The organism is Verrucosispora sp. NA02020, assembly GCF_013364215.1.
Lineage (GTDB): Bacteria > Actinomycetota > Actinomycetes > Mycobacteriales > Micromonosporaceae > Micromonospora.
This window is the reverse complement of sequence record NZ_CP054923.1, coordinates 292267-318732: the sequence shown is the minus strand read 5'-3', so window position 1 is coordinate 318732 and position 26466 is coordinate 292267. Positions and strand designations below refer to the sequence as shown.

Sequence of the window (26466 nt, the reverse complement as noted above, 5' to 3'; positions counted from 1 at the left end):
CCCACTTTTCCACCCCTGTGGATAACCCGCCGCCCCCTGTGGACAACCTCCGCCGCCTGCGGAGTTGATCAAGGGATTTGGGTCACCCGGGACCTCCCACCGTGACCAAAACTTCTTGATCAACGCGGAGAGGAGGGTGGGGAGGTGGGGGGTGGGGGGGTTAGGGGCAATGCCGCTCAGTTAGGGCGGTGTGGTGGATGTCAAGCGGGGTGTAGACGTGGACGGCGGGGTCTCGGTATAGAGGTTTGTCACTCCAAGACAGCCTCTGGACCGGGAGCCCCGCCGTTGGAACAGTCTGCCATCACGTCCACGATCAGGGTGGCTGCGGGGCGGTTCGCGCCGGGCCATCTGGGTGAGTTGACGCAGCAGGTGCCGTTCGAGATGGTCGATGCCGTTCTGGCTGAGGCCGGTGGTGTGCAGTCGCGGGTGCGGGATCTGCCGTCGCGGGTGGTGGTGTATCTGCTGCTCGCGGCGGGGCTGTTCGCTGAGGTCGGTTACCGGCAGGTGTGGGCTCGGTTGGTCGCTGGGCTGGACGGGTTGACGGTGGCGCTGCCGACGTCTTCGGCGTTGTCGCAGGCTCGCCGTCGGGTCGGGGACAAGCCGCTGGTGGCGTTGTTCCGGTTGCTGTCGGGTCCGCCGGCGGGGGCCGCCCGGTGGCGGGGTCTGCTGGTGTGCGCGATCGACGGCACCAGCATGTTCGTGCCCGATACGGCGGCTAACCTGACGGTCTATCCGCGTCAGGCGGGCAGCCACGGTGGGTCGGGGTATCCGATGCTGCGGCTGGTCGCCGTCGTGGCGTGCGGCACCCGCGCTGTCATCGACGCGGTGTTCACCCCCATCAGCACTGGCGAACTCACGTGTGCGGGGCGTCTGTTGGGCTGCCTGCGCCCAGGCATGCTGCTGCTGGCCGACCGTGGGTTCGCCGCCCGTCAGATGATCGAACAGTTCGCCAGCACCGGCGCTGACCTGCTCATCCGCGACAAGGACGACCGGCGGCTGCCCGTCATCCGCCGCCATCGCGACGGGTCCTGGCTGTCTGTCATCGGCACGATGACGGTCCGGGTCGTTGACGCCGAGATCGTCGTGAGCATGAACGGTAAACGCCACGTCGGCCGGTACCGGCTGATCACCACCCTCACCGACCAGCGCCGCTTCCCGGCCATGGACCTGGTCACCCTCTACCACCACCGCTGGGAGATCGAGACGACATATCTGGAGTTGAAGTCCACCCTGCGGGGCGGACGGGTCCTACGAGCCCGAACCCCGAACGGGATCAGTCAAGAGGTCCACGCCCTGCTCACCACCTACCAAGCGGTCCGGCTGGCAATGGCTGACGCCACCGCCAGCCGGCCCACGACCAACCCCGACCGGGCCAGCTTCACCATCGCCGTCCACGCCGCCCGAGACCAGATCACCCAAGCCGCTGGTGTCATCGCCGGCACCGTCATCGACCTCGTCGGCACCATCGGCCGCGCAATCCTGGCCGACCTGCTACCCCCACGCCGCACCCGAATCAGCCCCCGCGTGGTCAAACGCGCGATCTCCAAACACCGCGCCAAAGGCACCATCGACCGCACCAACTACCACGCCACCATCAACATCAACATCCTCGAAACAGCAGCATTGACAACCCGCCCACCGCCCTAACTGAGCGGCATTGACCGCCGAGCTTGCCCTCGGTGCCCACCTCCCGGGCCACCCGGGTCACCTCGTTGGAGAAGGACGAGAGCTGGTCGACCATGGTGTTGACCGTGCGGCCGATGCGCAGGTACTCGCCGCGCAGCGGGCGACCGTCGATCTCCAGCGCCATGTGCTGGGAGAGGTCGCCGTCGGCGACGGCCACGATGACCCGGGCGATCTCGGTGGTGGGCCGACCCAGGTCGTCGATCAACGAGTTGACCGCGCGCTGCCCCTCCGCCCAGGAGCCGTCCAGCCCCTCCTCGTCCAGGCGTTCGGTCAGCCGACCGTCGCGACCCACGACGCGGCTGATCCGGCGCAGGTCCAGATGCTGCCGCTCCTGGAGCGACACCACGTCGTTGAAGGCGTCGGCCACCTCACCGGCCGCGCCCGAACGCCGGGGCAGCCTGACCTTCAGATCGCCTCCGCGGACCCGCCGCAGCGCCTCGGCCAGCTCGGTGAGGACCGCCTCGTGGTCGGCGGCGGAGGTGTCCGCGATCGCCGACTGTTTCGCCGTGGTCATCATTCCTCGCACTCGCATCGGGGTACACCGGCTCGCGCCGGCCACCCCATCATTGTCCCCGTGACCTCGAAACCGCCACGGCGCACCGCCGTCCGTATTCCGGACCCGACCCGTGATCGGCTTGGCACGGGCCGGGTGCCGGGGCAGGATACGAGAGTGTCAGCGGCGGTGGGGCCAACGACGGACGGGGGCCCGGAGGAGCACGTCCGGCGGGTCCGGCTGCCCGCCGATCGGCGTACGCCGGCCGCCGCGCGAGCCGTCGTCCGGTCCGTACTTGCCGAGGCGAACCTGGACGAACTTCTCAACGAGGCGCTCCTGCTCACCACGGAGCTCTCCACCAACGCGGTCGAGCACGCCCGCACCGAACTCGACATCGAGGTCAGCGCCGACTCGACCGGGCTGACCGTGACCGTGTCGGACTTCGCCTCCGGGCCGGTCGACGAGCTGACCGTCGGCGTGCGGAACGTGGAGACCGACATCACCGAGGTCGCCGAGCGCGGGCGCGGCCTGCTGCTGGTCGACCACTTCGCGAGCCGTTGGGGCACCACCTACCTGCCCAGCGGCAAGGGCGTGTGGTTCCGGTTGGAGCGCGACGGGCCGCAGCCCGGACGCCCGGACGACTTCGCCCCGCCGATCGGCCGTTCGGACGGCGGCCACTCCTCGGTGCCGAGCGCCGGGGCGATGAGCGCCCTGATGCAGCCCACCCCCGACCCGTACGCGGACGATCCGCTGCCGGACTTCGCCACCAGCCTGCTCACCCGGGTGGCGGAGATGGTCGGCGCGGCCGGCGGGGTGGTGCGCCTGGACCGGGGCGACGGGCACGGCCCACAGGTCCTCGCCCGGTACGGCCGACAGCCCCGCCCCGGCAACGACCTGCTCCGGGTGCCGCTGGCGGTGCACCGCCCGTACGCCGGTGAGCTGGAACTCGACGCCGCCCCCACCGCGTACGCCCGGCCGTTGGCCCTGCTGACCGCCGAGCGGCTGTCGCTGCACCTGGAGAACGACCGGCTGCGCCGCGCCGACGTCCGGCGACAGGCCTGGTTGACCTTCCTCGCCGAGGCCAGCGAGCTGCTCGCCCAGTCCCTGGACGTGGAGCTGACGATGGCGCTCGTCCCGCAGCTCGTGGTGCCCCGGCTCGGTCAGTGGTGTGCCGTGCACACCACCGACGAGTGGGGTCGACTCAAGCTGGCCGCGGCCAGTCACGCCGACGAGTCGATGCTGCCGCATCTGCACGCGACGCTGCGCGAGGCGGGACCGGACTCGGTCCAGGCCCGGCTGCGCGAGGCGAGTCGCAACGGCACCCAGACGCCGTTGGGCGCGCCGATGGAGGGCTTCGCCGTGCCGCTGATCGCCCGAGGTCAGCGCCTCGGCACACTGGCCGTCGGCCGGCATCAGCGGCACCGGCACGATCCCGACGAGATCGCGGTGCTGGAGGACGTGGCCCGGCGTGCCGCCCTGGCGATCGAGAACGCCCGCATCCACGCCGAGCGTCGGCGGGTGGCACAGACGTTGCAGCAGTCGCTGCTGCCACCGGTGCTTCCGGTGGTGGAGGGCATCGGCTTCGCCGCCGAGTACGTGCCGACCGGCGACGACGCCGAGGTCGGCGGCGACTTCTACGACGTGGTGCCGATGCCGGACGGCCGTTGGCTGGTGGTGATCGGCGACGTCTCCGGCAAGGGGGTGCAGGCCGCTGCGGTCACCGGGCTGGTCCGGGACGTGATCCGGGTGCTGGCCGGGGACGGCAAGCCGCTGCCCGAGGTGCTGTCCCGGCTCAACGAGACGCTCGTCGAGCGGGGTGCCGGACGGTACTGCACGTTGGCGCTGGCGGCGGTCGGGCAGGGTGAGAACGGGCAACTCGACGTGGGGCTGCACCTGGCCGGCCACGACCGGCCGGTGCTGGTGCGCGCGTCCGGTGGCCCGGCCGCGTTCGTCGGCACCGGCGGCACCGCGCTCGGCCTGCTCGACACGATCACCTCGCCGACCCTGGACATCGCCCTCGATCCCGGCGACTGCCTGGTCTTCTACACCGACGGCGTGACCGAGCGACGCCGGGGCCGGGAACTGTTCGGCACCGGTCGGCTCCGGGACGCCGCCGGGCCGCTCGCCGGCTACTCGGCGGACGTGGTGGCGGCCCGGCTGCGCGCCACCGCGATCAACTTCTCGGTCGAGGCACCCCGGGACGACATCGCCATCCTGGTCCTGCGCAACGACGCGGTCTGACCGACGGAGCTGCGCTTCGTCTCCCCAGGGCTGCGCAGCGCCACGGCCGGCGTGGCTCAGAGGCCGCCGGGGAGGCGACCTGGGGCCAGCCGGTGACCCGGGTCGAGGTGCTGCTTGACGGCGCGCATCCGGGCCACGCCGGTCAGCTCGCCCCACAGGTCGACGGCTCGCCGGACGGCGGGCGGCGCGGAGAGCACCAGGCAACGCCCCTGTCGGGCGAGCAGCACGCCGCGCACCGCGACCAGGATCGACGCCACCCGGTCGGGTGCCATCGTGCCGGGCAGTGCGGCGTGCACCACGCCGAGACCGGCGGAGCCACGGACCGGCACCGGCGAGCCGGCCGCGTCCCGCAGCGCGTAGACGGCGGCGTGCAGGTCACTGATCGGCACCTCCAGCCGGAGCGCGGTGTCACCGGGGGCGAACGGGTAGCTGCGCCACCAGGACGGTGCCGATCGGGCGACGACGGCCCGGGAGCCGAGCATCGACCGGAGCCGGTCGGCGCGCTCCGCCACGTCGGACGGCCCGCCTTCGAGCAGCACCACCAGCGAGCCGGCCCCCGCCGGGCCGGTCGACGGGCGCCCCGTCATGGACGGATGGCGCGCCATCGACTCGGCCCGGCGGTCCCTCGGCCGGGGTCCCGTGCCGGCCGGCAGGTCCACCTCGATGGCAGCCGGGTCGAGCCGGGCGGCGAGCACCGCCCGGACCAGGTCGTGCACCTCCAGCGGCGTCCACACCGGGCGGGTCACCCAGACCCGGCTGGCCGGCAGGGGCTGCACCCGCAGGGTGGCGCTGACCAGCACGCCGAGCGCGCCCTCCGACCCGCACAGCAGCCGGGCCTGGGCCAGCCCGGCAGCCCCGCCACCGGCCTCGGCCAGGTCACCGTCGGCGGCCAGGTAGCGCAGGCCGACGAGCTGGTCGCAGGCGGTGCCGTGCCGGTGGCGCAGTGGACCGGCCTCGTCCGCGGCGAGCACCCCGCCGACCGTGGCGCCGGGCGAGGGCGCGTCGAGCGCGAGCCGTTGACCGGTGCGTTCCAGGCTGGCCTGCACCGCGCGCAGTGGCGTGCCGGCACCGACCTCGGCGGTGCCCCGCTCGGACGGCTGGTGACCGATGCCGGCGAGCCGACCGGTGTCGAGCATGATGTCGACCCGTTCCGGCACGGCACCCCAATCGATCTTGGTGCCGGCGCCGCGCGCCACCACCGTCAGGTCGTGCCGCGCGGCGAGCCGCAGCACCTCCGCCGCCGCGTGGGCGCCGCCGGGCACCGCGACCCAGCGGGCCGCTCGCCCGGCCACCTCGTCGGCCGGGCCGGCGAACCGGGCGAAGCGGGAGCCGCAGATGTCGGTAAGGCGACGGGCGATGTCGAGGGCACCGGACCCGCCGGTGGAACGCGCTGGCACCATGGCAGCGATCGTACATGTGTTCGAACGACGAAGTGGGCATTTGCGCCGCCCGAGACGCCCGGCCTGCCGGTAACGTGGCGCCGTGACCACCGAGACCCCCGTACCCGTAGCCAGGCAGGTGCCGAGCGAACGCGTCCACCACGGCGACGTCGTCGTCGACGAGTACGCCTGGCTGGCCACCAAGGACGACCCTGAGACGATCGGCTACCTCAAGGCCGAGAACGCCTGGACCGAATCACGTACGGCGCACCTCGCCGACCTGCGCACGGAACTGTTCGAGGAGATCCGTCGGCGCACCCAGGAGACCGACCTGTCGGTGCCGACCCGCAAGGGCGGGCACTGGTACTACTCCCGGACGGTCGAGGGCAAGCAGTACGGCGTGCACTGCCGTCGGGCGGTCCGTGACGGCGAGACCACGCCGCCGATCAGCCCTGCCGGTGCCCCGCTGGAGGGCGAGGAGGTGCTGCTCGACGGCAACCTGCTCGCCGAGGGCCACGACTTCTTCTCGCTGGGCGCCTTCGACGTCAGCCCGGACGGCCGCTTCCTGGCGTACTCGACCGACTTCTCCGGCAAGGAACGCTTCACCCTCCGGATCAAGGACCTCACCACCGGCGAGCTGCTGCCCGACGAGATCCCGGACACCTTCTACGGCACCGCCTGGGCCGCCGACGCCTCGGTGCTGTTCTACGTGACGGTGGACGACGCCTGGCGTCCGCACCGGGTCTGGCGGCACGTGCTCGGTACGGCCGCCGCCGACGACGTGGTGGTGCACTCCGAGGACGACGAGCGGTTCTGGGTCGGGGTCGAGCTGACCCGCTCGGAGCGCTTCATCCTGATCGACATCGCCAGCAAGCTCACCAGCGAGGTACGCGTCATCCCGGCCGGCAACCCCACCGGCGAGCCGGCCGTGATCGCCCCCCGCCGGCAGGGCGTCGAGTACTCGGTGGAACACCACGGGCACCGGTTCCTGATCCTGCACAACGACGGCGCGGAGGACTTCGCGCTGGCGTACACCTCGGCCGACGCCCCGGGCGACTGGGTGCCGCTGATCGCGCACTCCCCCGGCACCCGGCTGGAGGCCGTCGACGCCTTCGCCGACCACCTGGTCGTGACGCTGCGCGCCAACGGGCTCACCGGGTTGCGGGTGCTGCCGGTCGGCGGCGGCGACGGGCACGACATCGCGTTCCCGGAGCTGCTGCACACGGTCGGGCTGGACTCGAACCCGGAGTACCGCACCGGGCGGGTACGCCTGCGCTACACCTCGCTGGTCACCCCGGACTCGGTGTACGACTACGACCTGGTGACCCGCGAGATGACGCTGCTGCGGCGGCGACCGGTGCTGCCCGGACCGGACGGGCGGGAGTACCGCCCAGAGGACTACGAGCAGCACCGGGACTGGGCGCTGGCCGACGACGGCACCAAGGTGCCGATCTCGCTGGTCTGCCGCCGGGACACCCCCCGCGACGGCTCCGCACCCTGCGTGATCTACGGGTACGGCTCGTACGAGGCCAGCATGGACCCCTGGTTCTCGGTCGGCCGGCTGTCCCTGCTGGACCGTGGAGTGATCTTCGCGGTGGCCCACATCCGGGGCGGCGGCGAGCTGGGCCGGAGCTGGTACGAACACGGCAAACTGCTGGCCAAGAAGAACACCTTCACCGATTTCGTCGCCTGCGCCCGGCACCTGGCCAAGGCGGGCTGGACGTCGTCGGACCGGCTGCTCGCCCGGGGCGGATCGGCTGGCGGGCTGCTGATGGGCGCGGTGGCCAACCTGGCGCCGGACGCGTTCACCGCCATCGTCGCGCAGGTGCCGTTCGTGGACGCGCTCAGCACGATCCTCGACCCGTCGCTGCCGTTGACCGTCACCGAGTGGGAGGAGTGGGGCAACCCGCTCGCCGACCCGGAGGTGTACGCCTACATGAAGTCGTACACCCCGTACGAGAACGTGGCCGACCGCGACTACCCCGCGATCCTGGCGATGACCAGCCTCAACGACACCCGGGTGCTCTATCACGAGCCGGCGAAGTGGATCGCCCGGCTGCGGGCCGTCGCGCCGCAGGGCGAATACCTGCTCAAGACCGAGATGGAGGCGGGCCACGGCGGGCCCAGCGGTCGCTACGACGCCTGGCGGGAGGAGGCGTTCGTCAACGCCTGGACCCTGGACCGACTCGGCCGCGCCTGACCGTCCCGTCATCCGGCCACCGGCCGCTCATGGCCCAGGGCGCGCCTGCCCTGGGCCATGGCGGACGCCGTCTCAGGTGGTTCGTAGTTCCTCCATCGCGGTGTTGGCCCGCAGGAACAGCAGCCCCAGCCCGACCGTGACCAGCACCGCGAGCAGCGCACCGCCGCCGACCAGCGCGAGCTGCTCCAGGGGTACGTCCGGCGTGCGGACCACGCTCTCGACCGGCACGAGTTCGACGTGCAGCGGGCGGGTGGCCGGGTCGTCACACAGTTCCGCGCGCGCCCGGCACACCTCCTGGGTGTAGCCGCCGCTGACCACGTCGCCGGTGAACAGCCGCCCGATCGCGTACCCGACGCCGACCGTGAGCAGCACGGCGGGCACCACCGGCGCGAGCACCTGGACCAGGATCGAGGTGCCGATGGTGGTCCGGGGCACCCCGGTGGCCACCAGCGCGGCGTACGCCCGGCGGCGGGAGACGATGCCCTCCACCAGCGTGACCAGCAGGCCCGCCGTGGCGATGACGACCGCCACGAGGACCGCCAGGTCGACCAGGTCCATGGTGTTCAGATAGAAGGACCGGTCGTCGCCGACGTATCCGGCGGCCAGGCTCTCCTCCTGTTCGATCCGTTGCCGGAGCTGGAAGTAGGCCCGGAACGCCGCCGCACCGGCACCGATGAGGACGCTGGCCAGCAGCGCCGCGAAGGTGCGGCTGCTGGTCCACGGGTCGTCGGTCAGCCGTCGCGCGGCCAGCAGCGTCGCCGGACCTCGGGCGAGGCGGTGCAGCAGCCGCCCGGCGGCGTGCGACAGCCATCCGGTCCCGAGCACCACCCCCGTCACGACGGCGAGGAGACCGAGGGCCAACAGGATCGCGATCCAGTCCGTGTCGACGCCCTCGACTGCCTCCCGCAGCGGCTCGGCCAACGCGGTCACCACCACACCACCGCCGATGAACAGTGCCGGCCAGGGTTGGGGTGACCGGGTCCGACCGGCCCGCCGGAACACGCCCAGCGGTGTGGTGGCGACCCGGCGCAGCAGCAACGCGGTGCCCACCGCCGCGAGCAGCGGCAGCCCCAGCGTCACCGCCGCGATCGCCGGCACCGAGGGCAGGACGTCGGTGGGCAGGGTGAGCTGACCCTGGGCGTCCGGGCGGTGCAGCAGTTCCCGCCCGCCGAGGTACACCGCCAGGCCGACAAGCGTCCCGACCAGCGCGGCGAGGCCGGTCTCCAGCATCGCGACCCGGGTGACCTGACCCGGGGTCGCGCCGGCCAACCGCAGGGCGGCCAGGCGGCGGTCCCGGGCCGGGGCGCCGAGCCGGGCACTCTGCCCCGCCAGGGCCAGCACGGGTACGGCCAGCAGCAGCAGCGCGAAGGCGGTGCCGCCGCGCAGCCCCGGCTCGCGCAGCAGCGCGTTCGCGTACTGCTGGGACTGCTCCCAGTCGTGGCCCGGTGGCTTCTCGATGGCCAGCACGGTCATCGCCGCCAGCCCGGCGAGGGCGGCCAGGGTGGCGCTCAGCGCGGTCAGGACCACCCGGGCGGCGTCGGTGCGGTTGCCGGCCAGGGCCAGCCGGGCCAGCGTCCCCGGTCTCACCGCGCGCCGCCGGTCAGCGGCGCGTCCAGCCCCAGACCGGTGTGGTCGATGACGCCGTCGCGCATCACGATCTCGCGGTCGGCGTACGCGGCGATCCTGGGCTCGTGGGTCACCAGCACCACCGCCGTGCCCTGCTCGCGGGTGAGCCGGACGAGTGTGGTGAGCACCTGCTCGCCGGTGAGCGAGTCCAGCGCCCCGGTCGGCTCGTCGGCGAAGAGCACCCGTGGCTCGGTGACGAGGGCTCGTGCGGTGGCGCAGCGCTGCTGTTGCCCGCCGGACATCTCGCCCGGCCGCACGTCGGCGCAGTCCGCCACGCCCAACCGGTCGAGCCAGGTGAGCGCCGCCGTCCGCGCTGCTCGCCGCCCCGTGCCGGCGAGCAGCAGCGGAAGCGCGACGTTCTCCGCCGCGGTCAGCTCCGGGACGAGCTGACCGAACTGGAACAACACTCCGAACTCGGTACGCCGCAGGCGCGACCGGGCCGCCTCGGACCAGGTGTCGATGCGGTGGTCCCGCCAGGTCACCTCACCGGCGTCGGGCCGCAGGATGCCCGCCAGGCAGTGCAGCAGGGTCGACTTGCCGCAGCCGCTCGGCCCGGTCACCGCGACGATCTCGCCCTCGGCGACGTCGAGGGTGAGGCCCCGCAGTGCGGGTGTCGGCCCGTACGACTTGACCAGCGCGCGTGCCTGAAGTTGCGTCACGAGTGCACCTCCCGGTGCCAGTCGGCGACCCGCTCCAGGGTGGTGCGCAGCCAGCGCAGGTCGGCGTCGAGATGGGCGATGGCGTAGTCGGCTGCCACGACGTCGTCGACGGTGGCCTCCGGTGCCGTTTTGAGCGCGGTCAGCTCGCGCAGCCGATCGGTGTGGGCCCGCCGCTGCGCGACGAGGTATGTCCGGGCCCGGTCCGCGTCGGCGTCCAGGAGCGCCACCACCACCTTGGCGAACAGCGCGCTGTTGACGTGCGGCATGGGTGGCTCGACGCTGCCCAGCCACTGGTCCAGTGCCGCCCGTCCCTCGTCGGTCAGCGCGTAGGCGGTGCGGTCCGGTCCGGCGAGGCGTTCCTGCCCCGCCGGGACCACCAGACCGTCGCGGAGCAGCCGGTTGATCGTCGCGTAGACCTGCCCGAACGCCAACGGGCGGGCCTGCGGCAACCGCTCGTCGTACGCCCGCTTCAGCTCGTATCCGTGCATGGTGCCGGTGGCGAGCAGCCCGAGCAGAACGTGCGGCGTGGACACCAGCCCACTATTCACTCAGCGAATAGCTGCCGTCAAGCACTCCACGCCGAGTCCCGTCCGGTCGCTCCAAGTAGCCGGGACAGCTCCGGCAGGGCGGGGCCAGCGGTCACTTCCTCGGCGAAGACACCCATCTGGCGGCCCTGCGCGCCGAGCTGTGCGACCAACTCGCGCAACACCGGTACCGTCTGCGGGGCCGCCTCGTACGGCTGGCCGGTGGCGACCGCCAGGTCCCAACCGTGCACGGTGAGGTCGAGCAGCGCCATGCCGCCGACCACGGGCTGCGGCATCCCCATCCCCGGCGAGACACCCTCCTCGCTGGCCGGGTCCGACCATGCCGCGACCAGTCGACGGGTCTCCGCCTCGAACCGGTCCCGCCAGCCCTGACCCAGGTGATCGGGCTTGGCGGCGAAGGTCACCTGCTCCCGGGCGGCGAGCGCCTGGAAGGCGACCACCACGTCGTACAGATGGTTGAGCAGATCGCGGACGGCGTAGTCCCGGCAGGGCGTCGGCAGGTGCAGTTGGTCGTCCCGGACCGCCCGCACCACCGCCACCGTACGCGGCGCCGCCAGCGCCAGGAGATCGCTAGTCTGAGTCGCCATATGGGCAGCGTATGAGGGTGGTCTTGAAGAAATGCGACAGCTGCGCGGGGACAGCCGGGGCATTCTCGAACCGGCCGGGCTGATGCGACGGGTCCGCTTCCGTCGGCACCTGCCCGCCGCACCGCTACGCCCATGGGTCGAGCACTACTGGCTCGTCGACTGGGCTCTGACCGAGCCGTTCGAGCAGCGGGTAGTGGCGCACCCAGCGGTCAACGTGGTGTTCGCACGCGAGGGTGACGGTCCGGAACACGCCGAGGTGGCCGGGCCCGGCCTGAGCCTCTTCTCGACCACACTCGCCGACACCGGGCAGGTCTGCGGTATCCAGTTCCGGCCGGGCGGCTTCCACCCGTTCTGGCGTCGCCCGATGGTGGAGTTGACGGGCCGACGCCGGTCGTTCGCGGACTTGGCCGACCACTGGCCGCCGGCCGCCGCACCGAGCCCGGCGATCTGCGCCGGTACGGATGCCGCCCGCTGCCGCGCCCTCGACGACCTTCTGACCGGCTGGGAACCCCGGCCCGCCCCGGTCACCGACGAGGCGATGCGGCTGGCCGAGGCGATCCGGACCGACCGGAACGTACGGCGGGTCGACGGGTTCGCCCGCGACAACGGTCTCTCAGTCCGCCGACTGCAACGCCTCTTCCTCAGCCAGATCGGTGTCGGCCCGACGTGGATGATCCGCCGCTACCGGCTGCACGAGGCGATCGAGCGAGCGGCGGGCAACACACCCGACTGGGCCGCCCTCGCCGCCGAACTCGGCTACAGCGACCAGGCACACCTGATCCGCGACTTCACCGCCGTCACCGGCGTCTCCCCCGGCGCGTACGCCGACCAGGATCGCGCTCGGCCATCTTCCCGGCGACACTGACCGCGTCGCCACTCGCCGCCGACGGAGGCCCGCCAGGGGGTCTTGGTCGGCGGCGTGAGCGGTCATCGGGGCGGATTGCGGACCCAGCCGAGGAACCGGACGTAGAAGTACAGCGGCTCGGGTGGCGCTCCGAGCCGGGTCAGGTCGGCGGTCGCCTCGGTGAGCAGGTCGGCCATGTCCAGCGCGAGCAGTCGACCTGGACCGTAGTCGGCCGCCAACTCGACTCGGGCCGGCGCACACGGCCAACCGTGCGCACAGGCGGCACAGAACCAGAGGGGTCTGACGGGGGCGTGCCGTTGCGCCATTCGGGGCTCCTCCCGGGGGTGGGACGGGCGGCAAGCCCTCGGCCGCCGGGCTCGGCCTCCAGCAGCCGAGGGGCCTACCCCGATCCCAACCCAACACCGACCCCCCTGTCAACATTGGCGCGCCCCCAAAGGTGTACCCACTCATGCGCGACCCTATTGACAGGCTACCGTGCGCCTACCTTCCTTGGCATGGGCAAGGACCGTGGGCCAGGGCCTCTGGTGGCCGCTGGCGAGATCCTGGCGATGCTCGGTGTAGGCCGATCCCGCTTCCGCCAGATCGCCGCGCATCCGAACTTCCCGCAGCCGTACCAGGTCCTGTCGGTCGGCAAGATCTGGCTACGCGCTGACGTCGAGGAGTACATCCGCCGGTACCGCCAGCCACGCCAGGCGGACGACGACGAGCAGGGGTAGATCGACGCCTCAGCGGCGGCGGAGGGCGACGACGGCGACGTCGTCCTGGATCTCGTGCGGGGCGAGTTCGACGAGCAGGCGCTCGCAGAAGCGGTCCAGGTCGTCGTCCACCCGGGACGCACTGACCGACAGGGCGGCCAGTCCGTCGTCGATGGTGGCGTCCCGCCGTTCGATCAACCCGTCGGTGTAGAAGACCATCGTCGCGCCGGCCGGCAGGACGAACTCCAGATCCGCCGGACGGGGCGCGCGTACGCCGAGCAGCGGCGCGGAGTGCTGCACGTACTCGACCTTGCCGTCCTGATTGATCAGCGGCGGCAGGTGCCCGGCACTGGCCAGCCGGACGTGTCCGGTGGACGGGTCCAGCAGCAGCACACAGATGGTCGCCAGCTCGTCGGGCAGCAACGTCCGCATCAACTCGTTGACCCGGTGCAGGATCTCGCCCGGCTGGTGTCCCTCCACCGCGTACGCCCGCACCGCGTGCCGCAGCTCGGCCATCACCGTCGCCGCGTGCAGCGAGTGGCCCGCCACGTCGCCGATGGCCAGCAGCAGGTGGCCGTCGAGCATCACCAGCTCGTAGAAGTCGCCGCCCACCTCGGTCCGGGCGCTGGCCGGCTCGTACCGGACGGCCAGGTCGAGCCCGGCGATCTCGGGGATGCGCCGTGGCAGGAGGCTGCGTTGCAGGGTCACCGCGATCCGGTGCTCCTCGTCGAAGGAGCGCTGTGCCTCCGCCGCCGACGCCACCGCCTGCGCGAGCTGGACCAGCACCGGCGTACGGGCGGTCTGGGTGCCGGTGGGGACCACGATGTAGATCGGCGCGCGGTCCTCGCGCAGCCGGGCGGCGGCCACCGTGACCGTGTCGTCGGTCGGCCAGTCGGCGAGCGCCCAGTCGGCGGGATCCTGTACGGAGACGACGGTGCCGGTCGGTACGCCGGTGTCGTCGACCACCCAGGGCACGATGCGGCCCCCGGCACCGGGACCGGTGGAGACCCCGGCCAGGCAGTCACCGTCGAAGGTCTCGGCGACCACTGCGGCCGGGCTCTTGAAGATCTCGGCGGCTCCCGCCGCCGCCGATTCCAGCAGCCGGGCGAAGTTCGGCGCGGAGTGCACCGCCAGGGTGGTGTCGGCCAACCCGGTGAGGCGTTCGGCGAGCAGTTCGGCCCGTTGTCGCGCCTGGTAGTAGCGCAGCACCGCGTGGGCGGTGGCGATCAGTTCCTCCGGCTCGATCGGCTCCGCCAGGTAGGCGTCCGCCCCCCGGGTCAGCCCCTGGGTGCGGTCGGCGGTGTCGATCGCGTGCGCGGAGACGTGGATCACCGGTAGCGCCGGGTGCGCCGCCTTGATCTGCTCGCAGACCTCGAAGCCACTCATGTCCGACAGCCGGACGTCGAGCACCACCAGGTCGACCGGGTCGACCCCGACGCGACGCAACGCCTCGCCGCCCGTCTCGGCTTCGAGCACGGTGAAACCGGCCCGGGTCAACCAGCTCACCAACAGGTAGCGCTTGGTCCGGCTGTCGTCGACCACGAGAACTGTCGCGGCGCCGTCCACGTCAGACTCCGTCCGCCGGCAGCGAGACCGTGAAGGTGCTGCCCCGGCCGGTTTCGCTGGCCAGGTCGAGGGTGCCGCCGAGCAGGGTCACCAGCCGCCGGGCGTACGGCAGGCCGAGGCCGGTGCCGCCGGTCCGCGTCGGGCCGGGTGCCTGGTAGAACTCCTCGAACACCCGCTCGTGCAGCTCGGCAGGGATGCCCGCCCCGGTGTCCGACACGGAGAGTCGCCAGCCACCGTCGTGCTGCTCGGCGCGCAGCCGCACCTCACCCTCGGCGGTGAACTTCAACCCGTTGTGCAGCAGGTTGCGCAGCACCTGGGCGAGCAGCACCTCGTCGGTCCGCAGCGTGGCAGGTGCCGGCGGCTCCTCCACCACCAGCGCCACGTCACCGGCGGTGGGCAGCGCCCGCAGGGTGCCCCGCAACTGTCCGAAAAGGGCCTTGAGGTCGACGTCCGCCATGGCCGGCTCGATCCGGCCGGACTCCGCCTTGGCCAGGTCGAGCAACTCGTTGACCAGGGACAGCAGATCCGAGGCGGAGCCACGGATCAGGCCGACCTGGCGCTCCTGCTCGCTGGTGAGCGGGTCGGAGGCGGAGTCGCCCAACAGCCGGGCCAGCCCGATGATCGCGGTGACCGGGGCCCGCAGCTCGTGGCTGACGTTCGCCAGGAACCGCGTCTTGGACTCGCTCGCGGCACGCAACTGCGCCGACTTCTCGTCCAACTCGGCGTAGAGCGCCACGACGCCCGTGTTCGTCGCCTCCAGCTCGTCGGTGAGCTGGTGGTACAGCGCCATCACACCTTGGTTGGTCTGTTCCAGTTCCTCGTTGAGCCGGGCCAGCTCGTCGCGCTGGGTGCGTACCTCGTCGAGGGCGGCGATGAGCTGGGTGTTCTGGGTGGCGAGCTCCTCCTCCGCCGTGCCCGGCGCGCTCTCGGCGAGTCGGGCGCGCAACTGGGCGAGGCGCTCGGGGGTGAGCGCCGCAGCGGTGGCCGGGATCCGTCGCGACATCCTGACGACCGTAACTTGCTCCTCGGCAACCACGCCGAGTGTGTCCACCAGACGCGCCACCGCGCCGGACTCGGGCTGGTAGCGCCCGTCCGGCAGCGGCGCCACCGGAACGAGGTCGACGCGCAGGTGGTGACGGCCGTCCACGGTGTCGGCGACGGCGAAGACCACGTCCGCCCCGCCGACGGCCCGCAACAGGTCCCGGGCGACCTCGCTGATCGCGGTGGCGATCCGGACCTGGTCCTGGTGCTCCAGGCCGAGTACGCCGGCCACCTCGCGGCCACGCTGGCGGACCACGAAGATGTCCTGTTCGACCCGGAGCGCCATCTGCATCAGCGAGGCGGTGGTCATGACCAGGACCTTGCCACCAGTACTCCGGCGTCGTCGCGTCGGGTCCCGGCGTCGCGCAGCAACGTGGCGGCCGTCACCAGCGGCGACCGCCCGACGAGGCCGGGATAGTCCTCGATCCGCCAGCGGTCCACCACCCCGTCGGAGTGCATCACCAGCAGGCTGTCCGGGCCGAACGGGTAGTCGTACTGCCGGATCGTGGGCCGCTGGTGCCCGGCGATTCCGGGCAGCGAGACCAGGCCACGCCGCCGGCCATCCGCGTCGATGACCACGCCGCTGATGTTGCCCAACCCGGCGTACCGCAACAGCGCCCCCGCCGGGTCCGGCTCGGCCACCGCGAGCGCGGCACCACGGGTGTGCGACAGCGAGCGGTGCAGGTGGGCGACGACCTCGGCCGGGGCGGCGGCCGGGGCACCACGGAACGCGGCGAGCGCGGCGTCGGTGGCCGCCCCGGCCAGCGGGCCGTGCCCGAGACCGTCGGTGACCAGCACCTGACGGCGATCGCCCACGACCCGCCAGGCGTAACCGTCCCCACAGACCGTCTCGCCGGCCAGCGGCCGGGTCAGCCCGCCGACCCAGGGCAGGTCGGTGTCCGCGCCCCCGAACACGCGTACCGCGATAACGGTGCCCCGGCCGGGCCAGGAGTACGCGTCGAACCAGCTCGCCTGGCGCACGATCGCGCCCAGACCGATGCCGAGGGTGCCGGTGGTGGAGTGCCCGTCCCGCGCGGACTGCGCCAGGTCGGCCATGCCCGGACCGGAGTCCAGGGCGATCAGCTCGACCCCGGCGTCCATCTCGCGGCGTACCGGCCGGAGCAGCAGCATACCGTCGTCGGCGTGCTTGATCAGATTGCTGGTCAGCTCGGCGGCGACGATGGCCAGGTCGGCGATCCGGCCCTCGGGCAGCGCCAGTTCATTCCCCAGGCGCTCGGCCGCCCGCCGCACCGCACTGCCGGTGCTGCCGTTCTCCACGCGGTACCAGGTGCCCCGGTCGGAGACCGGCGCGGCGGTCACCGGGACCACTTGGTGATCGTGATCCGGGTGCCCTGCCCGGGCGCGGTCTGGATGTCGAACTCGTCCACCAGCCGGCGGGCACCGCTCAGGCCGAGACCGAGGCCGCCGCCGGTGGTGTAGCCGTCGGTCAGGGCGAGGTCCAGGTCGACGATGCCCGGACCGTCGTCCGCGAAGACGATCGTGATGCCGGACCTGCGGCCGTTGTCGACTTTGGAGACCTCGACCGTGCCGCCACCGCCGTACACCAGTGTGTTCCGGGCCAGCTCGCTGGCCGCGGTGACCACCTTGGTCTGGTCGACCAGCGACAGCTTGACCGCCACCGCCACGGTACGCACCAGTTGCCGGACGCGGACCACGTCCTCGTCGCTGCCGACCGTCTGCGCCTGGGGACGCCCCAGGTCGACACCGCTGGTCATGACGACGCCGTCGGCTCGGGATCCGCCCCGTCGTGGAAGTCGTCGTCGTGGAGGTCGTCGGCGCGGTCGGCCGCGATGAGTTCCATCCCGCGCTCGACGTTCAGGGCGGTCCGGATGCCGTTGAGCGACAGGCCCAGCTCGACCAGGGTGATGGCGACCGCCGGACGCATCCCGACCACCACCGTCTCGGCATCGAGCACCCGGGAGATGGAGGCGATGGTGGAGAGCATCCGGCCGACGAAGGAGTCGACGATGTCCAGGGCGGTGATGTCGATGATCACGCCGTGACAGCCGGTGGCGACGATCCGCTCGGCCAGGTCCTCCTGGAGGGCCACGGCCGTCTGGTCGGACATGTCGAGCTGGATGGAGACCAGCAGGATGTCGCCGATCTTGAGAATCGGCACCCGCTCCATCAGACCTCCCGGCGGGTCTGTCGCCGGTTCGCCTCGACGCCGGTGAGCCGCAGCACGTGCCGCAGCGCGTCGGCGAGGCTCGCCTTGGTGGCGATGTCGCCGAACTCGATGCCGAGCGCGACGATGGTCTGGGCGATCTGCGGCCGGATGCCGGAGATGATGCAGTCGGCGCCCATCAGGCGGGCCGCCACCACGGTCTTCAGGATGTGCTGGGCGACCTGGGTGTCGACCGCCGGTACGCCGGTGATGTCGATGATCGCGTACGGCGAGCCGGTGTCGACCAGGGTCTGTAGCAGCCGCTCCATCACCACCTGGGCGCGGGCCGAGTCGAGCGTGCCGACCAGCGGCACCGCCACCACGCCCTCCCAGAGCTTGACCACCGGGGTGGAGAGCTCCAGCAGTTGCTCCGCCTGGTCGGCGATCAGGCTCTCGCGGGTGCGGACGTAGGTCTCGAAGGTGAAGAGGCCCATCTGGTCGACCAGCGCCGAGAAGGCGACGAAGTCGCGCAGCGTTCCGGTGCCCTGATCGGTCTCCATGACCGTCAGCAGGGCCTCCTTGAGGGCGAACACGCTGCTGGCGGTCTCGCTGGCGGTGAAGCCCTGCCGGGCCTGCCCACGGGAGACCTCGGCGAGCACGGCCCGCAGCTCGGTGGCCTCCTCGGCGGCGAGGTCGCCCACGCCCTTGCCGAGCGCGTCCACCAGCACCCGGTGCATCTCCTGCACCTGCCGGACCAGTTCGGCCTGGCTGAGTCGGCCCCGCAACTGGGCGGCGAGGACCTCGGTCCACCGCTGGACGACCTGTCCGGCCTGACCGGTGAGCAGGTCCGCCAAGCGGCCACTCTCGTCAGCGCTCAACGCCATCGCACTACCCCCCTAGACCTGGACCGGCCGGACTCTATCACCGCGGACCCACAAACTACTTGTCACGAAGCAAGGGAATGACGGGGGCCACCTCATCGTGCTCCCGTTCTGCGTACCGGGCCCGGCGTGGGATACCGTTCCTCCGATAAACAGGAGGTCTGGCATATGTCCCTGACGGTGCACACGGAGCAACGCGGCGACGTGGTCGTGGTGTCGGTCGCAGGTGAACTGGACATGGCCACCGCACCGCAACTGCAGGACCAGATCACCGACCTGCTCGACAAGGGGCGCAGCCGCCTCGTGTTCGACCTGTCGGATGTCTCGTTCTGCGATTCCACCGGTCTGTCGGTGTTCGTCCGCGCGAAGAACAGCTCCGACGAGGCCGGCGGGGTGGTCCGGTTGGCCGCGCCACAACGCGGCGTGCTGCGCATCCTCGAGGTGAGTGGCCTCGTGGAGGTCCTGCACACCTATCCGACGGTCGACGAGGCGGTCGCGGGGGAACCCACCACCTCCTCCTGACCCCACCGCGCTACCCACCGGCCACGGCCGGGCCTCGCTCGTCCTCGATGTACCGAGGGCGAGCGATGACGATTCCTGCCCCGGTCTGCACGGCGAGTGCGACCAGCAGGAAGCCCAGGGGTGCCGTCCACCCACCGGTGGACTCGTGCAGGATCCCGACCAGCAGCGGCCCGAGCGCCGCGATGAGGTACCCGACGCTCTGCGTGAAGGCCGACAACGCGACCGTCCCGTCGGCCGTACGCGCCCGCAGCCCGATGGTGGCCAGGATGAGCGGGAAGGCACCCTGCCCCAACGCCAGCAGCACCACCCAGAGCACCGCCCCGCCACGCGGCGCGAACGCCAGCCCCAGATAGGCCACGCTGGAGGCGGCGGTCAACGCCAGCACCAGCAGCCGCAGGTCGCTCAGCCGACCGGCCAGCGTCGGCATCAGCAGCGCGATCGGCACCCCGAGCGCGGTCACCCCGGCCAGCAGCAGGCCGGCGTCCTGCGGCCGGAAACCGGCGTCCCGGAACAGCACGGCCAGCCAGCCCATGATCGCGTACGCGCTCAGCGACTGCGCGCCGAAATAGAGCGCCATCGCCCAGCCGAGCCGGGTGCGCGCGGGACTGATCCGCAGACGCGCCCGCCCGCCGTGCCGACCCGACCGCCGCGCGGCCCCACCGGTCCGCAGCGCCGCCGGCAACCACGGGAGTACGGCCACCGCCGCGAGCGCCGCCCAGACACCCAGTCCGGCCCGCCACGAGCCGAAGGCGTGCGCCACCGGCACCGCAGCGGCGGCAGCCGCCGTCGCCCCCACCGTCAACGTCATCATGTACACCCCGGTGACCAGGCCGGTCCGGTGCGGGAAGTGTTGCTTGACCAGCATCGGCAGCAGGATGTTCGCCACCGCGATCCCGGCCAGCGCGAGCGCGCTGGTGGCCAGGAACACCACGGCGGACCCGGTCACCACCCGCAGCACCTGCCCGACGGTGAGCGCGATCATCGCCAGCACCAGCAGTCGCGGGGCGGAGAGCCGCCGGACCAGCCACGGCGTGGTCGCACCCAACCCGGCGAACGCCACGGCCGGCAGGGTCGTGACGGCGCCCGCCATCGCGCCGGAGAGCGCCAACCCGACGCGTACCTCGTCGAGCAGTGCGCCGAGGCTGGTCATCGCGGCCCGCAGGTTCAGCGCCACCAGCAGCATCCCGACCAGCAGCAGCCACCCGGCACGCGCCCGATCCGCCCCGCCCACCGGGTTTCCGGCGTCAGCGGTCCCGGTCGCAGCGGGTGCGGCGCCGGCGGTCGGTGCAGTGGTGGCGGGGGTGCCGGCGGCTGGCGGAGTCATGACCTCGAACCTACAATCATGGGATGAATTTCGGCGAGTGGCTGTAACCAGTGCCACCAGCGATTGATTCCGCCGTCCCGCCCCGGGGCCGACGGACGAACGAGACCATCACTCGACTGCGGCGACGGATCATGGCCGGCGAATGGCCGGTGGGCAGCCGCATCCCGACCGAGCCGCAACTCGTCGAGGATCTCGGCGTGGGGCGCAACACGGTCCGCGAGGCGGTCCGGGCCCTGGCCCACGCCGGAGTGCTGGAGTGCCGGCAGGGCTCCGGGACGTACGTGCTCTCCACCGACGAACTGGCACCCGTGGTGGCCCGCCGCCTCACCGACGACCGGATGACCGAGGTGATCGAGGTACGCCGTGCCTTCGAGGTGGAGGCCGCCCGGCTCGCCGCGCGCCGACGTACCGCCGAGGACCTGGCCGCCCTCGACGCCGCGCTGGCGGCCCGCGAGGCGGCCTGGCGCGGCGGCGAGGTCGCCGAGTTCGTGGAGGCCGACGTCGCGCTGCACACCGCCGTCGTCGCGGCGGCGCACAACGGCATGCTCGCCGAGCTCTACGCCTCGGTCGCGACCGCCCTGCGCAGCACCGTCGCGCAGGCCATGGGTGACGCCCTGACACCGGACCGGCACGTCGACCACGCCCGCCTGGTGGCCGCCATCCGGGCCGGCGACCCGGAGCTGGCGGCCCGGGAGGCCGGTGCTTTCCTGGAGTCCGCACCCAAGGCATAGGTTGTCCTCGACGAAAAACCGGACACCTCAGGAGTACGGATGCTCAAGGGCTTCAAAGACTTCATCATGCGCGGCAACGTCGTCGACCTCGCGGTCGGCGTCGTCATCGGCGCCGCGTTCACCGGCGTGGTCACGCAGCTCACCAAGTCGTTCCTGGAACCGCTGATCCGCGTCTTCGTGGTGCTGATCACCGGAAGCGACAAGGGCCTAGAGGGCACCGCACCGACGATCGAGGGCATCCCGTTCGACTGGGTCGCCTTCGTCAACGCGCTGATCACGTTCCTGCTCACCGCGGCGGCGCTGTACTTCCTGGTCGTCTTCCCGATGAACAAGCTGGCCGAGCGCCGCAAGCGGGGCGAGGAGCCGCCGCCCTCGGCACCGAGCGAGGAGGTCAAGCTGCTCACCGAGATCCGGGACGCCCTGGTCGCCTCCGGCCGGACCACCCCGGCCCAGCAGCGCGGCGCCCTGGACGACGTGCTCGGCCGCCGGGAGGAACCGCCCACCGGGCGCTGAACCCGGCACCCGCACATCGGCCCCTGTGGGAATCCCGCAGGGGCCGCTCCATGTCGAACACATGTTCGATAGAGTCCCGCCATGGAGCAGCGAAAGCACTGGTGGAACGGGAAATGGGGGCGGCTGGCCCGACGGGACGTCTTCCTCCGGGCGGACGCCGATCGCTGGTACGTGGAACAGCGTGCCGGCGGGGCCGAGGGCGCATCCCGGTTCTACGAGTACGACACCGTCGACGACGCCGAGGAGACGGTACGCGCACTGCTCCAGGGCCCCGACACCTGGCGCGAACTATCCCCCCGCCCCCCATCCCCCTGGCCCTCCCCCCCACCCTCCACCCCCAGCCCGGGTTGATCAAGAAGTTTTCGTCTCGCCACCGCCGCGAACGCGACCCGAACTTCTTGATCGACAAGGCGGAGGGGTGGGGCGTACCGGACGGGGTGGGTGGTTTAGGAGCAGTGGGGGGCGGGAACCGCGCGGAGTATGGAGCAGCAGGGCATCGATCAACAGACCACCGTCTCGCGGGTCACCACCGGCATGCGGGTGGTGGACGCCGCCGGCCTCGACGTCGGCACGGTGGACCTGGTCCAGCGCGGTGACCCGAACGCCGTGACCGTGCAGGCGCCCACCGCCGACCCTGGCAGCAGCCTGGACGAGTTGATCGAGTCCGCCGCCACGGAGGAACCCGACGTTCCTGCGGACCTGGCCGCCCGCCTGCTGCGCACCGGTTACCTGAAGGTCTCCACCGAACTGGTCCCCACCGGTGCCGTCTACGTACTGGCCGACCAGATCAACACCGTCGTCGACGGAGAGGTTCGGCTCGACGTCCTCGCCGCCGACCTCCCTCCGGAGGACTGACCCCGCCTCGGCCCGCTCACGACGTCTGAGTCGGGACGGACCCGGCGGTCGGGGCGGGCGCGGCAGCAGGCCGGTCGGGTTCGGTGACCGGGGTCGACAGCGTCGGCGTGGGGCGGCGGGGACGGAAGATCAGGAACATCAGGCAGCCGGCCACCAGGCCCCAGAAGGCGCCGCCGATGCCGATCAGCGACACCCCGGAGGCGGTGACCACCAGGGTCACCACGGCGGCCTCCCGGGCCGTGGGATCGGCCAGCGCCGCGGTCAGGGCGGTGGCCAGCGCGCCGAGCAGAGCCAGTCCGGCGACCGCCTCGATCAGTACGGGTGGCGCCCAACCGACGAGCGTGGTGACCGCACCGGCACCCAATCCGAGCATCGCCAGCCCGATGCCGGCGGTCACCGAGGCGATCCAGCGGCGGTCCGGGTCGGGGTGCGCGTCCGGTCCGGCAGCCAGCGCGGCGGTGATCGCCGCCAGGTTGACCGCGTGACCACCGGCGGGCGCCACGGCCATGCTGGCCAGTCCCGTGGTCCGCAGCGCCGAGCCGAGCGGGGGCCGGTAACCGTAGCCGACCAGGACGGCGGTGCCGGGCACGTTCTGCGCGGCCATGGTCACCAGGAACAGCGGCAGTGCCACACCGATCAGCGCCGACAGGCTCCACGCCGGCATGGTCAGCGTGAACACCGGCCGCAGTCCACCGGTGCCACCGCCCGACGTGGTCAGCGCGATCGCGACGGCGGCGACCACCAGTGCCCCGGGGACCGCCCAACGCCGGGCGAAGCGGTGCAGCACCAACCAGGAGACCAGCACCGGCGCGGCGAGGTGCGGCACGTCGACGAGGGCGCGTACCGGTGCGGTGCAGAGCGGCAGCAACACCCCGGCGAGCATCGCCCCGGCGATGGGTTTGGGTATCGCGGCGACGGCGCGGCCGAGGGCCGGGAACAGGCCGGCGGCGACGATGAGCAGGCCCGAGACGAGGAACGCGCCGACGGCGACCGGCCACCCGCCGGGCACCGGGCCGGTCGCGATGAGCAGCGCCGCGCCGGGCGTGGACCAGGCGATGCTCAGCGGCATCCGGTGCCGCAGGCCGAGCCAGACGGCGCAGAGCCCGGAGGCGACGCAGAGGACGAGCAGCCCGGAGGCGGCCTGCGCCTCGCTCGCGCCGGCCGCGCGCAGCCCGGCAAGCACCACCGTGAACGAGCTGGCGAACCCGACCAGCGCGGTCACCACCCCCGCGAGGATCGGCTGTGTCCGTCCCGCCATGACCCCACCCCTTCCCGACCGTTCCGTTTACGGAACAGCGGCGTGTAGCACCATATCGGGATGTCGCAGCCACCACCAGATTCGGACACCGCCGCGATCGGCCAGCGGGTCCGCGCCCTCCGCGAGGCGCGCGGCATCTCGCTCTCCGCGCTGTCCCGGCTGGCGGGAGTGGGCAAGGCGACGCTCTCCGGACTGGAGAACGGCGTCCGCAACCCCACCCTGGAGACGTTGTACGCGATCACCGCGCAGCTCGGCGTACCGCTGACCGCCGTGCTCTCCGGGCCGTCGGCCGGGCCGACCGTACGCGGCGCGGCGGTCAGCGCGACGCTGCTGGAGGTCTTCGACGACTCGGACGCGACGTACGAGCTGTACCGGATGCGGGTGGCGCCCGGCCCCGGCCAGCTCTCCCCCGCGCACCAACCCGGGGTGACCGAGCACGTGACCGTCTTCGCCGGGGTGCTGCGCGCCGGCCCGGTCGACGCGCCGCTGACCGTCGCCGCCGGTGGCCACCTGCGCTGGACGTCCGACGTGCCGCACCTCTACGCCGCCGTGGGCGACGAGGAGGTGGCCGCAAGCCTGCTCCTGCGCTACCCCCGGATGTAAGGAAGGGCCCCCTGCTAACGCCTCGTGTATAGGAAGGGTCCCTTCCTTACATCTCGGCGGGGGTGGGTTCGGCGAGCCGTTGGCGTACCGCCCAGAGCGCCACCTCGGTACGCGAGGCCGAGCCGGTCTTGCGCAGCAGGTTGGACACGTGCACGGTGACCGTCCGCACCGAGATGCCCAGGGCGCTCGCCACCTGCTTGTTGGACATCCCGGCGACCAGGCAGTCGAGCACCTCCACCTCCCGCCCGGTCAACTCGGCCGACAGTCCGGTGCCGCCCGCCGACGCCCCCGACGACTCCGGCATACGCGACAGCCCCGACGCCGCCCGCCCACCGTCGGCGTCGAACGGCGGCACACCTCGACGGGCAGGCCGAGGCCGTCCGTCGAACGCGGGCGGGACGTCGACCGGGGCGAGCAGCGCCTCGGGTGGCTGTCCGGCGTACGCGGCGAGCAGCTCGGTGAGCGCGTACGGGTTGCCGCCGGTGCTCCGCCAGACGCCGCGTACCAGTCGACCGGGCAGCGGGTGGCCGGCGTACACCTGGGTCAGCACCTCGGCCACCTCGACCGGGCGCAGCGGCCCGAGGTGCTGGCGCACCGCCCCGGGTACGCCGCAGAGCCGGGCCAGGGTGCGGCCGGCGAGTTCCGGGGCGACCGCGTGCGCGGCGGGTCGGGTCGCCACCACCAGCAGGGCGGGCAGTCCGGGGGCGGTGGCGAGTTCGCCGATCAGGTTGAGGCTGGCCGGGTCGAGCGCGTGCAGATCCTCGACCACGAGGACGGCCGGGCCGGTGCCGACCAGCGCCCGGACGGCACGTACGGCGAGGCGCAGCAGCGTGCCGGGGGCGTAGCGCTCGCGTGGCGCGGTGGGTTGTTGGGCGAGCCAGGCCAGCGCGTCCGGCGGCACGGTGTCGGCCGGCAGGTCGAGCCGGTCGGGGTCGCGTCCGCTGAGCACGGCGGCCAGCCAGTCGTACGGTGCCGGACTGTGCACCCGGGCGGCGCCGCTGAGCACCATCGCCGGTCGTGGGGTGAGTTCGTCCAGCGCGGCGGCGACCAACAGGCTCTTGCCGACGCCCGCGCCGCCGGTGACGACCACGACGGCCGGTGTTCGACGCCTCCGACCAGCCACGGTGGACCACACTCGGCCCAGCTCAGCCAGCTCGTCGGCGCGCCCGACCATGGACATCGGCAACATTCCTCAACCCTACGCAGTAGTGCGTAGAGACGCGGGAAGGGTGTTCTTGGCAAGCTTGACCCATGACGCTGATCCTCCGCTCGGCCATCCTCAACGACATCGGCCTGGTCCGCACCAACAACGAGGACTCCGCGCTCGCTGGTGAGCGCCTCGTCGCGGTGGCCGACGGCATGGGTGGGCTGCCCGCCGGTGAGGTCGCCAGCGAGATCGTCATCCGGATCCTGGACGAGTTGATCCCGCCCACCGCACCGGACGCCGCCACCGACTCGCTACGGGCCGTGGTGAGCACCGCCAACCAACGTATTCACGCGGCGATCGCCGCCGAGCCCGCCCGGGACGGCATGGGCACGACGCTCACGGCGGCCCTGCTCGCCGGGGACACGCTGGTGTTGGCGCAGGTCGGCGACTCGCGCTGCTATCTGCTGCGGGAGGGCCGGCTGCGGCAGTTGACCCGGGACGACACGTTCGTGCAGGCGCTCGTCGACCAGGGCACGTTGACCCGGGAGCAGGCCCGGCACCATCCGCAGCGGTCGCTGGTGACCCGTGCGGTGCAGGGCGCGGACGCGCCGCCGACGATGGGCTCGGTGAACGTGGCGGCCGGCGACCGGCTGCTGCTCTGCAGTGACGGGCTCTCGGACTATGTGACCGACGACGCGATCGCCGCCGCCCTGAGCCTGCACACCGACCGCCACCAGTGCGGTGAGCAGTTGGTGAAGCTCGCCCACCAGGCCGGCGCGCCGGACAACGTCACCGTGGTGATCTCCGACGTCGTGCCGAGCTGACCCGCCACCGCCTCGGGACCTCCGTGGTCCCGAGGCACCGCCAGGACCGAGGCACCACCGTGGTCCCGAGGTGCCGCTGTGCGCAACTAGGTAGTTGTGC

The 26466-nt window shown here is 72.4% G+C and carries 27 protein-coding genes and 1 pseudogene; 12 read left to right on the top strand and 16 right to left on the bottom strand.

All coding sequences use genetic code 11. The features are described 5' to 3' along the window. Positions 1-285 precede the first annotated feature (285 nt). Complete coding sequence (locus HUT12_RS01480) at positions 286-1647, top strand: IS4 family transposase (RefSeq protein WP_176092250.1); 1362 nt, start codon at positions 286-288, stop codon at positions 1645-1647. Positions 1648-1657: 10 nt separating this feature from the next. Here HUT12_RS01480 and HUT12_RS01475 read toward each other — a convergent pair. Then, a pseudogene (locus tag HUT12_RS01475) lies at positions 1658-2200 on the bottom strand (HAMP domain-containing protein); the annotation flags it as partial. Between the two features lie 156 nt (positions 2201-2356). Here HUT12_RS01475 and HUT12_RS01470 point away from each other — a divergent pair. Next, positions 2357-4420, top strand: coding sequence for a SpoIIE family protein phosphatase (locus HUT12_RS01470; RefSeq protein ID WP_131053683.1), 2064 nt, complete (start codon positions 2357-2359; stop codon positions 4418-4420). A 56-nt stretch (positions 4421-4476) separates the two neighbouring features. On the opposite strand, the gene HUT12_RS01465 is transcribed toward HUT12_RS01470, so the two are convergent. Next, positions 4477-5820 (bottom strand): FAD-binding oxidoreductase, encoded by a 1344-nt coding sequence (locus tag HUT12_RS01465; RefSeq protein WP_176092316.1) that lies wholly within the window; start codon positions 5818-5820, stop codon positions 4477-4479. An 82-nt stretch (positions 5821-5902) separates the two neighbouring features. Between HUT12_RS01465 and HUT12_RS01460 the strand changes: the two genes are divergently transcribed. After that, positions 5903-7999: a S9 family peptidase gene (locus HUT12_RS01460; protein ID WP_131054229.1), complete on the top strand. Its 2097-nt coding sequence runs from the start codon at positions 5903-5905 to the stop codon at positions 7997-7999. A 72-nt stretch (positions 8000-8071) separates the two neighbouring features. On the opposite strand, the gene HUT12_RS01455 is transcribed toward HUT12_RS01460, so the two are convergent. The 4 genes from HUT12_RS01455 to HUT12_RS01440 are packed head-to-tail and all read right to left on the bottom strand — an operon-like array spanning position 8072 to position 11416. Then, positions 8072-9586: an ABC transporter permease gene (locus tag HUT12_RS01455; RefSeq protein ID WP_176092315.1), complete on the bottom strand. Its 1515-nt coding sequence runs from the start codon at positions 9584-9586 to the stop codon at positions 8072-8074. Then, the gene (locus tag HUT12_RS01450) at positions 9583-10284 is read right to left on the bottom strand and encodes an ABC transporter ATP-binding protein (RefSeq protein ID WP_176092314.1); all 702 of its coding nucleotides are present in this window, start codon (positions 10282-10284) and stop codon (positions 9583-9585) included. Before HUT12_RS01450 ends, HUT12_RS01455 begins: the two co-directional genes overlap by 4 nt. After that, positions 10281-10817, bottom strand: coding sequence for a PadR family transcriptional regulator (locus HUT12_RS01445; protein ID WP_176092313.1), 537 nt, complete (start codon positions 10815-10817; stop codon positions 10281-10283). Before HUT12_RS01445 ends, HUT12_RS01450 begins: the two co-directional genes overlap by 4 nt. A 32-nt stretch (positions 10818-10849) precedes the next feature. Then, on the bottom strand, positions 10850-11416 hold the full coding sequence (locus tag HUT12_RS01440; protein ID WP_176092312.1) for a TIGR03086 family metal-binding protein: 567 nt from the start codon (positions 11414-11416) through the stop codon (positions 10850-10852). A gap of 31 nt (positions 11417-11447) precedes the next feature. Between HUT12_RS01440 and HUT12_RS01435 the strand changes: the two genes are divergently transcribed. Further along, complete coding sequence (locus HUT12_RS01435; protein ID WP_176092311.1) at positions 11448-12281, top strand: helix-turn-helix domain-containing protein; 834 nt, start codon at positions 11448-11450, stop codon at positions 12279-12281. 62 nt (positions 12282-12343) lie between these two features. On the opposite strand, the gene HUT12_RS01430 is transcribed toward HUT12_RS01435, so the two are convergent. Then, positions 12344-12586 (bottom strand): flavin reductase, encoded by a 243-nt coding sequence (locus tag HUT12_RS01430; protein WP_131054235.1) that lies wholly within the window; start codon positions 12584-12586, stop codon positions 12344-12346. A 189-nt stretch (positions 12587-12775) separates the two neighbouring features. Here HUT12_RS01430 and HUT12_RS01425 point away from each other — a divergent pair, with 189 nt between their 5' ends. Then, positions 12776-12997: an AlpA family transcriptional regulator gene (locus HUT12_RS01425; protein ID WP_176092310.1), complete on the top strand. Its 222-nt coding sequence runs from the start codon at positions 12776-12778 to the stop codon at positions 12995-12997. A 9-nt stretch (positions 12998-13006) separates the two neighbouring features. Here HUT12_RS01425 and HUT12_RS01420 read toward each other — a convergent pair whose 3' ends face one another. From HUT12_RS01420 to HUT12_RS01395, 6 genes are read right to left on the bottom strand one after another with little or no spacing between them, the layout of a single operon-like run. Then, entirely contained in the window at positions 13007-14542 is a 1536-nt protein-coding gene (locus HUT12_RS01420; protein WP_176092309.1) for a SpoIIE family protein phosphatase, read from the bottom strand. Position 14543: 1 nt separating this feature from the next. Then, on the bottom strand, positions 14544-15893 hold the full coding sequence (locus HUT12_RS01415) for a sensor histidine kinase (RefSeq protein ID WP_176092308.1): 1350 nt from the start codon (positions 15891-15893) through the stop codon (positions 14544-14546). After that, positions 15890-16912 carry an ATP-binding SpoIIE family protein phosphatase gene (locus HUT12_RS01410; RefSeq protein WP_176092307.1) on the bottom strand — a complete coding sequence of 341 codons (1023 nt, stop codon included), beginning with the start codon at positions 16910-16912 and terminating at the stop codon, positions 15890-15892. The genes HUT12_RS01415 and HUT12_RS01410 overlap by 4 nt, the downstream gene beginning before the upstream one ends. Next, positions 16900-17319, bottom strand: coding sequence for an ATP-binding protein (locus tag HUT12_RS01405; RefSeq protein WP_131056583.1), 420 nt, complete (start codon positions 17317-17319; stop codon positions 16900-16902). Before HUT12_RS01405 ends, HUT12_RS01410 begins: the two co-directional genes overlap by 13 nt. Further along, positions 17316-17732: an STAS domain-containing protein gene (locus HUT12_RS01400; RefSeq protein ID WP_176092306.1), complete on the bottom strand. Its 417-nt coding sequence runs from the start codon at positions 17730-17732 to the stop codon at positions 17316-17318. Before HUT12_RS01400 ends, HUT12_RS01405 begins: the two co-directional genes overlap by 4 nt. After that, positions 17732-18592, bottom strand: coding sequence for an STAS domain-containing protein (locus tag HUT12_RS01395; protein ID WP_131056587.1), 861 nt, complete (start codon positions 18590-18592; stop codon positions 17732-17734). Before HUT12_RS01395 ends, HUT12_RS01400 begins: the two co-directional genes overlap by 1 nt. 165 nt (positions 18593-18757) lie before the next feature. Between HUT12_RS01395 and HUT12_RS01390 the strand changes: the two genes are divergently transcribed. Then, positions 18758-19111 (top strand): STAS domain-containing protein, encoded by a 354-nt coding sequence (locus HUT12_RS01390; RefSeq protein WP_131056589.1) that lies wholly within the window; start codon positions 18758-18760, stop codon positions 19109-19111. Between the two features lie 10 nt (positions 19112-19121). On the opposite strand, the gene HUT12_RS01385 is transcribed toward HUT12_RS01390, so the two are convergent. Then, the gene (locus HUT12_RS01385) at positions 19122-20435 is read right to left on the bottom strand and encodes an MFS transporter (RefSeq protein WP_176092305.1); all 1314 of its coding nucleotides are present in this window, start codon (positions 20433-20435) and stop codon (positions 19122-19124) included. Between the two features lie 50 nt (positions 20436-20485). On the opposite strand from HUT12_RS01385, the gene HUT12_RS01380 reads away from it, so the two are divergent. The 4 genes from HUT12_RS01380 to HUT12_RS01365 all read left to right on the top strand — a co-directional run bounded on the left by HUT12_RS01380 (position 20486) and on the right by HUT12_RS01365 (position 22534). After that, complete coding sequence (locus HUT12_RS01380; protein ID WP_176092304.1) at positions 20486-21166, top strand: FadR/GntR family transcriptional regulator; 681 nt, start codon at positions 20486-20488, stop codon at positions 21164-21166. A 39-nt stretch (positions 21167-21205) separates the two neighbouring features. Then, positions 21206-21679, top strand: a complete 474-nt coding sequence (gene mscL, locus HUT12_RS01375; protein WP_176092303.1) for a large conductance mechanosensitive channel protein MscL — start codon at positions 21206-21208, stop codon at positions 21677-21679. Positions 21680-21760: 81 nt separating this feature from the next. After that, positions 21761-22030 carry a hypothetical protein gene (locus HUT12_RS01370; RefSeq protein ID WP_176092302.1) on the top strand — a complete coding sequence of 90 codons (270 nt, stop codon included), beginning with the start codon at positions 21761-21763 and terminating at the stop codon, positions 22028-22030. Between the two features lie 144 nt (positions 22031-22174). Beyond that, on the top strand, positions 22175-22534 hold the full coding sequence (locus HUT12_RS01365) for a hypothetical protein (RefSeq protein WP_162854399.1): 360 nt from the start codon (positions 22175-22177) through the stop codon (positions 22532-22534). A 16-nt stretch (positions 22535-22550) separates the two neighbouring features. Here HUT12_RS01365 and HUT12_RS01360 read toward each other — a convergent pair whose 3' ends face one another. Beyond that, on the bottom strand, positions 22551-23792 hold the full coding sequence (locus HUT12_RS01360; RefSeq protein ID WP_176092301.1) for a benzoate/H(+) symporter BenE family transporter: 1242 nt from the start codon (positions 23790-23792) through the stop codon (positions 22551-22553). 60 nt (positions 23793-23852) lie between these two features. On the opposite strand from HUT12_RS01360, the gene HUT12_RS01355 reads away from it, so the two are divergent. Next, the gene (locus HUT12_RS01355; protein WP_176092300.1) at positions 23853-24395 is read left to right on the top strand and encodes a helix-turn-helix domain-containing protein; all 543 of its coding nucleotides are present in this window, start codon (positions 23853-23855) and stop codon (positions 24393-24395) included. A gap of 46 nt (positions 24396-24441) precedes the next feature. Here the strand turns inward: HUT12_RS01355 and HUT12_RS01350 are convergent, their stop codons facing one another. Next, positions 24442-25584: a response regulator transcription factor gene (locus tag HUT12_RS01350; protein ID WP_176092299.1), complete on the bottom strand. Its 1143-nt coding sequence runs from the start codon at positions 25582-25584 to the stop codon at positions 24442-24444. Between the two features lie 62 nt (positions 25585-25646). On the opposite strand from HUT12_RS01350, the gene HUT12_RS01345 reads away from it, so the two are divergent. Then, positions 25647-26366 carry a PP2C family serine/threonine-protein phosphatase gene (locus HUT12_RS01345; RefSeq protein ID WP_131056967.1) on the top strand — a complete coding sequence of 240 codons (720 nt, stop codon included), beginning with the start codon at positions 25647-25649 and terminating at the stop codon, positions 26364-26366. Positions 26367-26466 lie beyond the last annotated feature (100 nt).

Excerpts from the sequence above, each read along its gene's own strand:
- HUT12_RS01430 (WP_131054235.1), bottom strand. The coding sequence starts at position 12,586 with ATGGCGCAACGGCACGCCCCCGTCAGACCCCTCTGGTTCTGTGCCGCC.
- HUT12_RS01355 (WP_176092300.1), top strand. The coding sequence starts at position 23,853 with ATGTCGCAGCCACCACCAGATTCGGACACCGCCGCGATCGGCCAGCGG.
- mscL (WP_176092303.1), top strand. The coding sequence starts at position 21,206 with ATGCTCAAGGGCTTCAAAGACTTCATCATGCGCGGCAACGTCGTCGAC.
- HUT12_RS01435 (WP_176092311.1), top strand. The coding sequence starts at position 11,448 with ATGCGACAGCTGCGCGGGGACAGCCGGGGCATTCTCGAACCGGCCGGG.
- HUT12_RS01345 (WP_131056967.1), top strand. The coding sequence starts at position 25,647 with ATGACGCTGATCCTCCGCTCGGCCATCCTCAACGACATCGGCCTGGTC.
- HUT12_RS01385 (WP_176092305.1), bottom strand. The coding sequence starts at position 20,435 with ATGACTCCGCCAGCCGCCGGCACCCCCGCCACCACTGCACCGACCGCC.
- HUT12_RS01400 (WP_176092306.1), bottom strand. The coding sequence starts at position 17,732 with ATGGAGCGGGTGCCGATTCTCAAGATCGGCGACATCCTGCTGGTCTCC.
- HUT12_RS01360 (WP_176092301.1), bottom strand. The coding sequence starts at position 23,792 with ATGGCGGGACGGACACAGCCGATCCTCGCGGGGGTGGTGACCGCGCTG.
- HUT12_RS01370 (WP_176092302.1), top strand. The coding sequence starts at position 21,761 with ATGGAGCAGCGAAAGCACTGGTGGAACGGGAAATGGGGGCGGCTGGCC.
- HUT12_RS01390 (WP_131056589.1), top strand. The coding sequence starts at position 18,758 with ATGTCCCTGACGGTGCACACGGAGCAACGCGGCGACGTGGTCGTGGTG.
- HUT12_RS01405 (WP_131056583.1), bottom strand. The coding sequence starts at position 17,319 with ATGACCAGCGGTGTCGACCTGGGGCGTCCCCAGGCGCAGACGGTCGGC.
- HUT12_RS01440 (WP_176092312.1), bottom strand. The coding sequence starts at position 11,416 with ATGGCGACTCAGACTAGCGATCTCCTGGCGCTGGCGGCGCCGCGTACG.
- HUT12_RS01350 (WP_176092299.1), bottom strand. The coding sequence starts at position 25,584 with ATGTTGCCGATGTCCATGGTCGGGCGCGCCGACGAGCTGGCTGAGCTG.
- HUT12_RS01425 (WP_176092310.1), top strand. The coding sequence starts at position 12,776 with ATGGGCAAGGACCGTGGGCCAGGGCCTCTGGTGGCCGCTGGCGAGATC.
- HUT12_RS01415 (WP_176092308.1), bottom strand. The coding sequence starts at position 15,893 with ATGACCACCGCCTCGCTGATGCAGATGGCGCTCCGGGTCGAACAGGAC.
- HUT12_RS01465 (WP_176092316.1), bottom strand. The coding sequence starts at position 5,820 with ATGGTGCCAGCGCGTTCCACCGGCGGGTCCGGTGCCCTCGACATCGCC.
- HUT12_RS01395 (WP_131056587.1), bottom strand. The coding sequence starts at position 18,592 with ATGGCGTTGAGCGCTGACGAGAGTGGCCGCTTGGCGGACCTGCTCACC.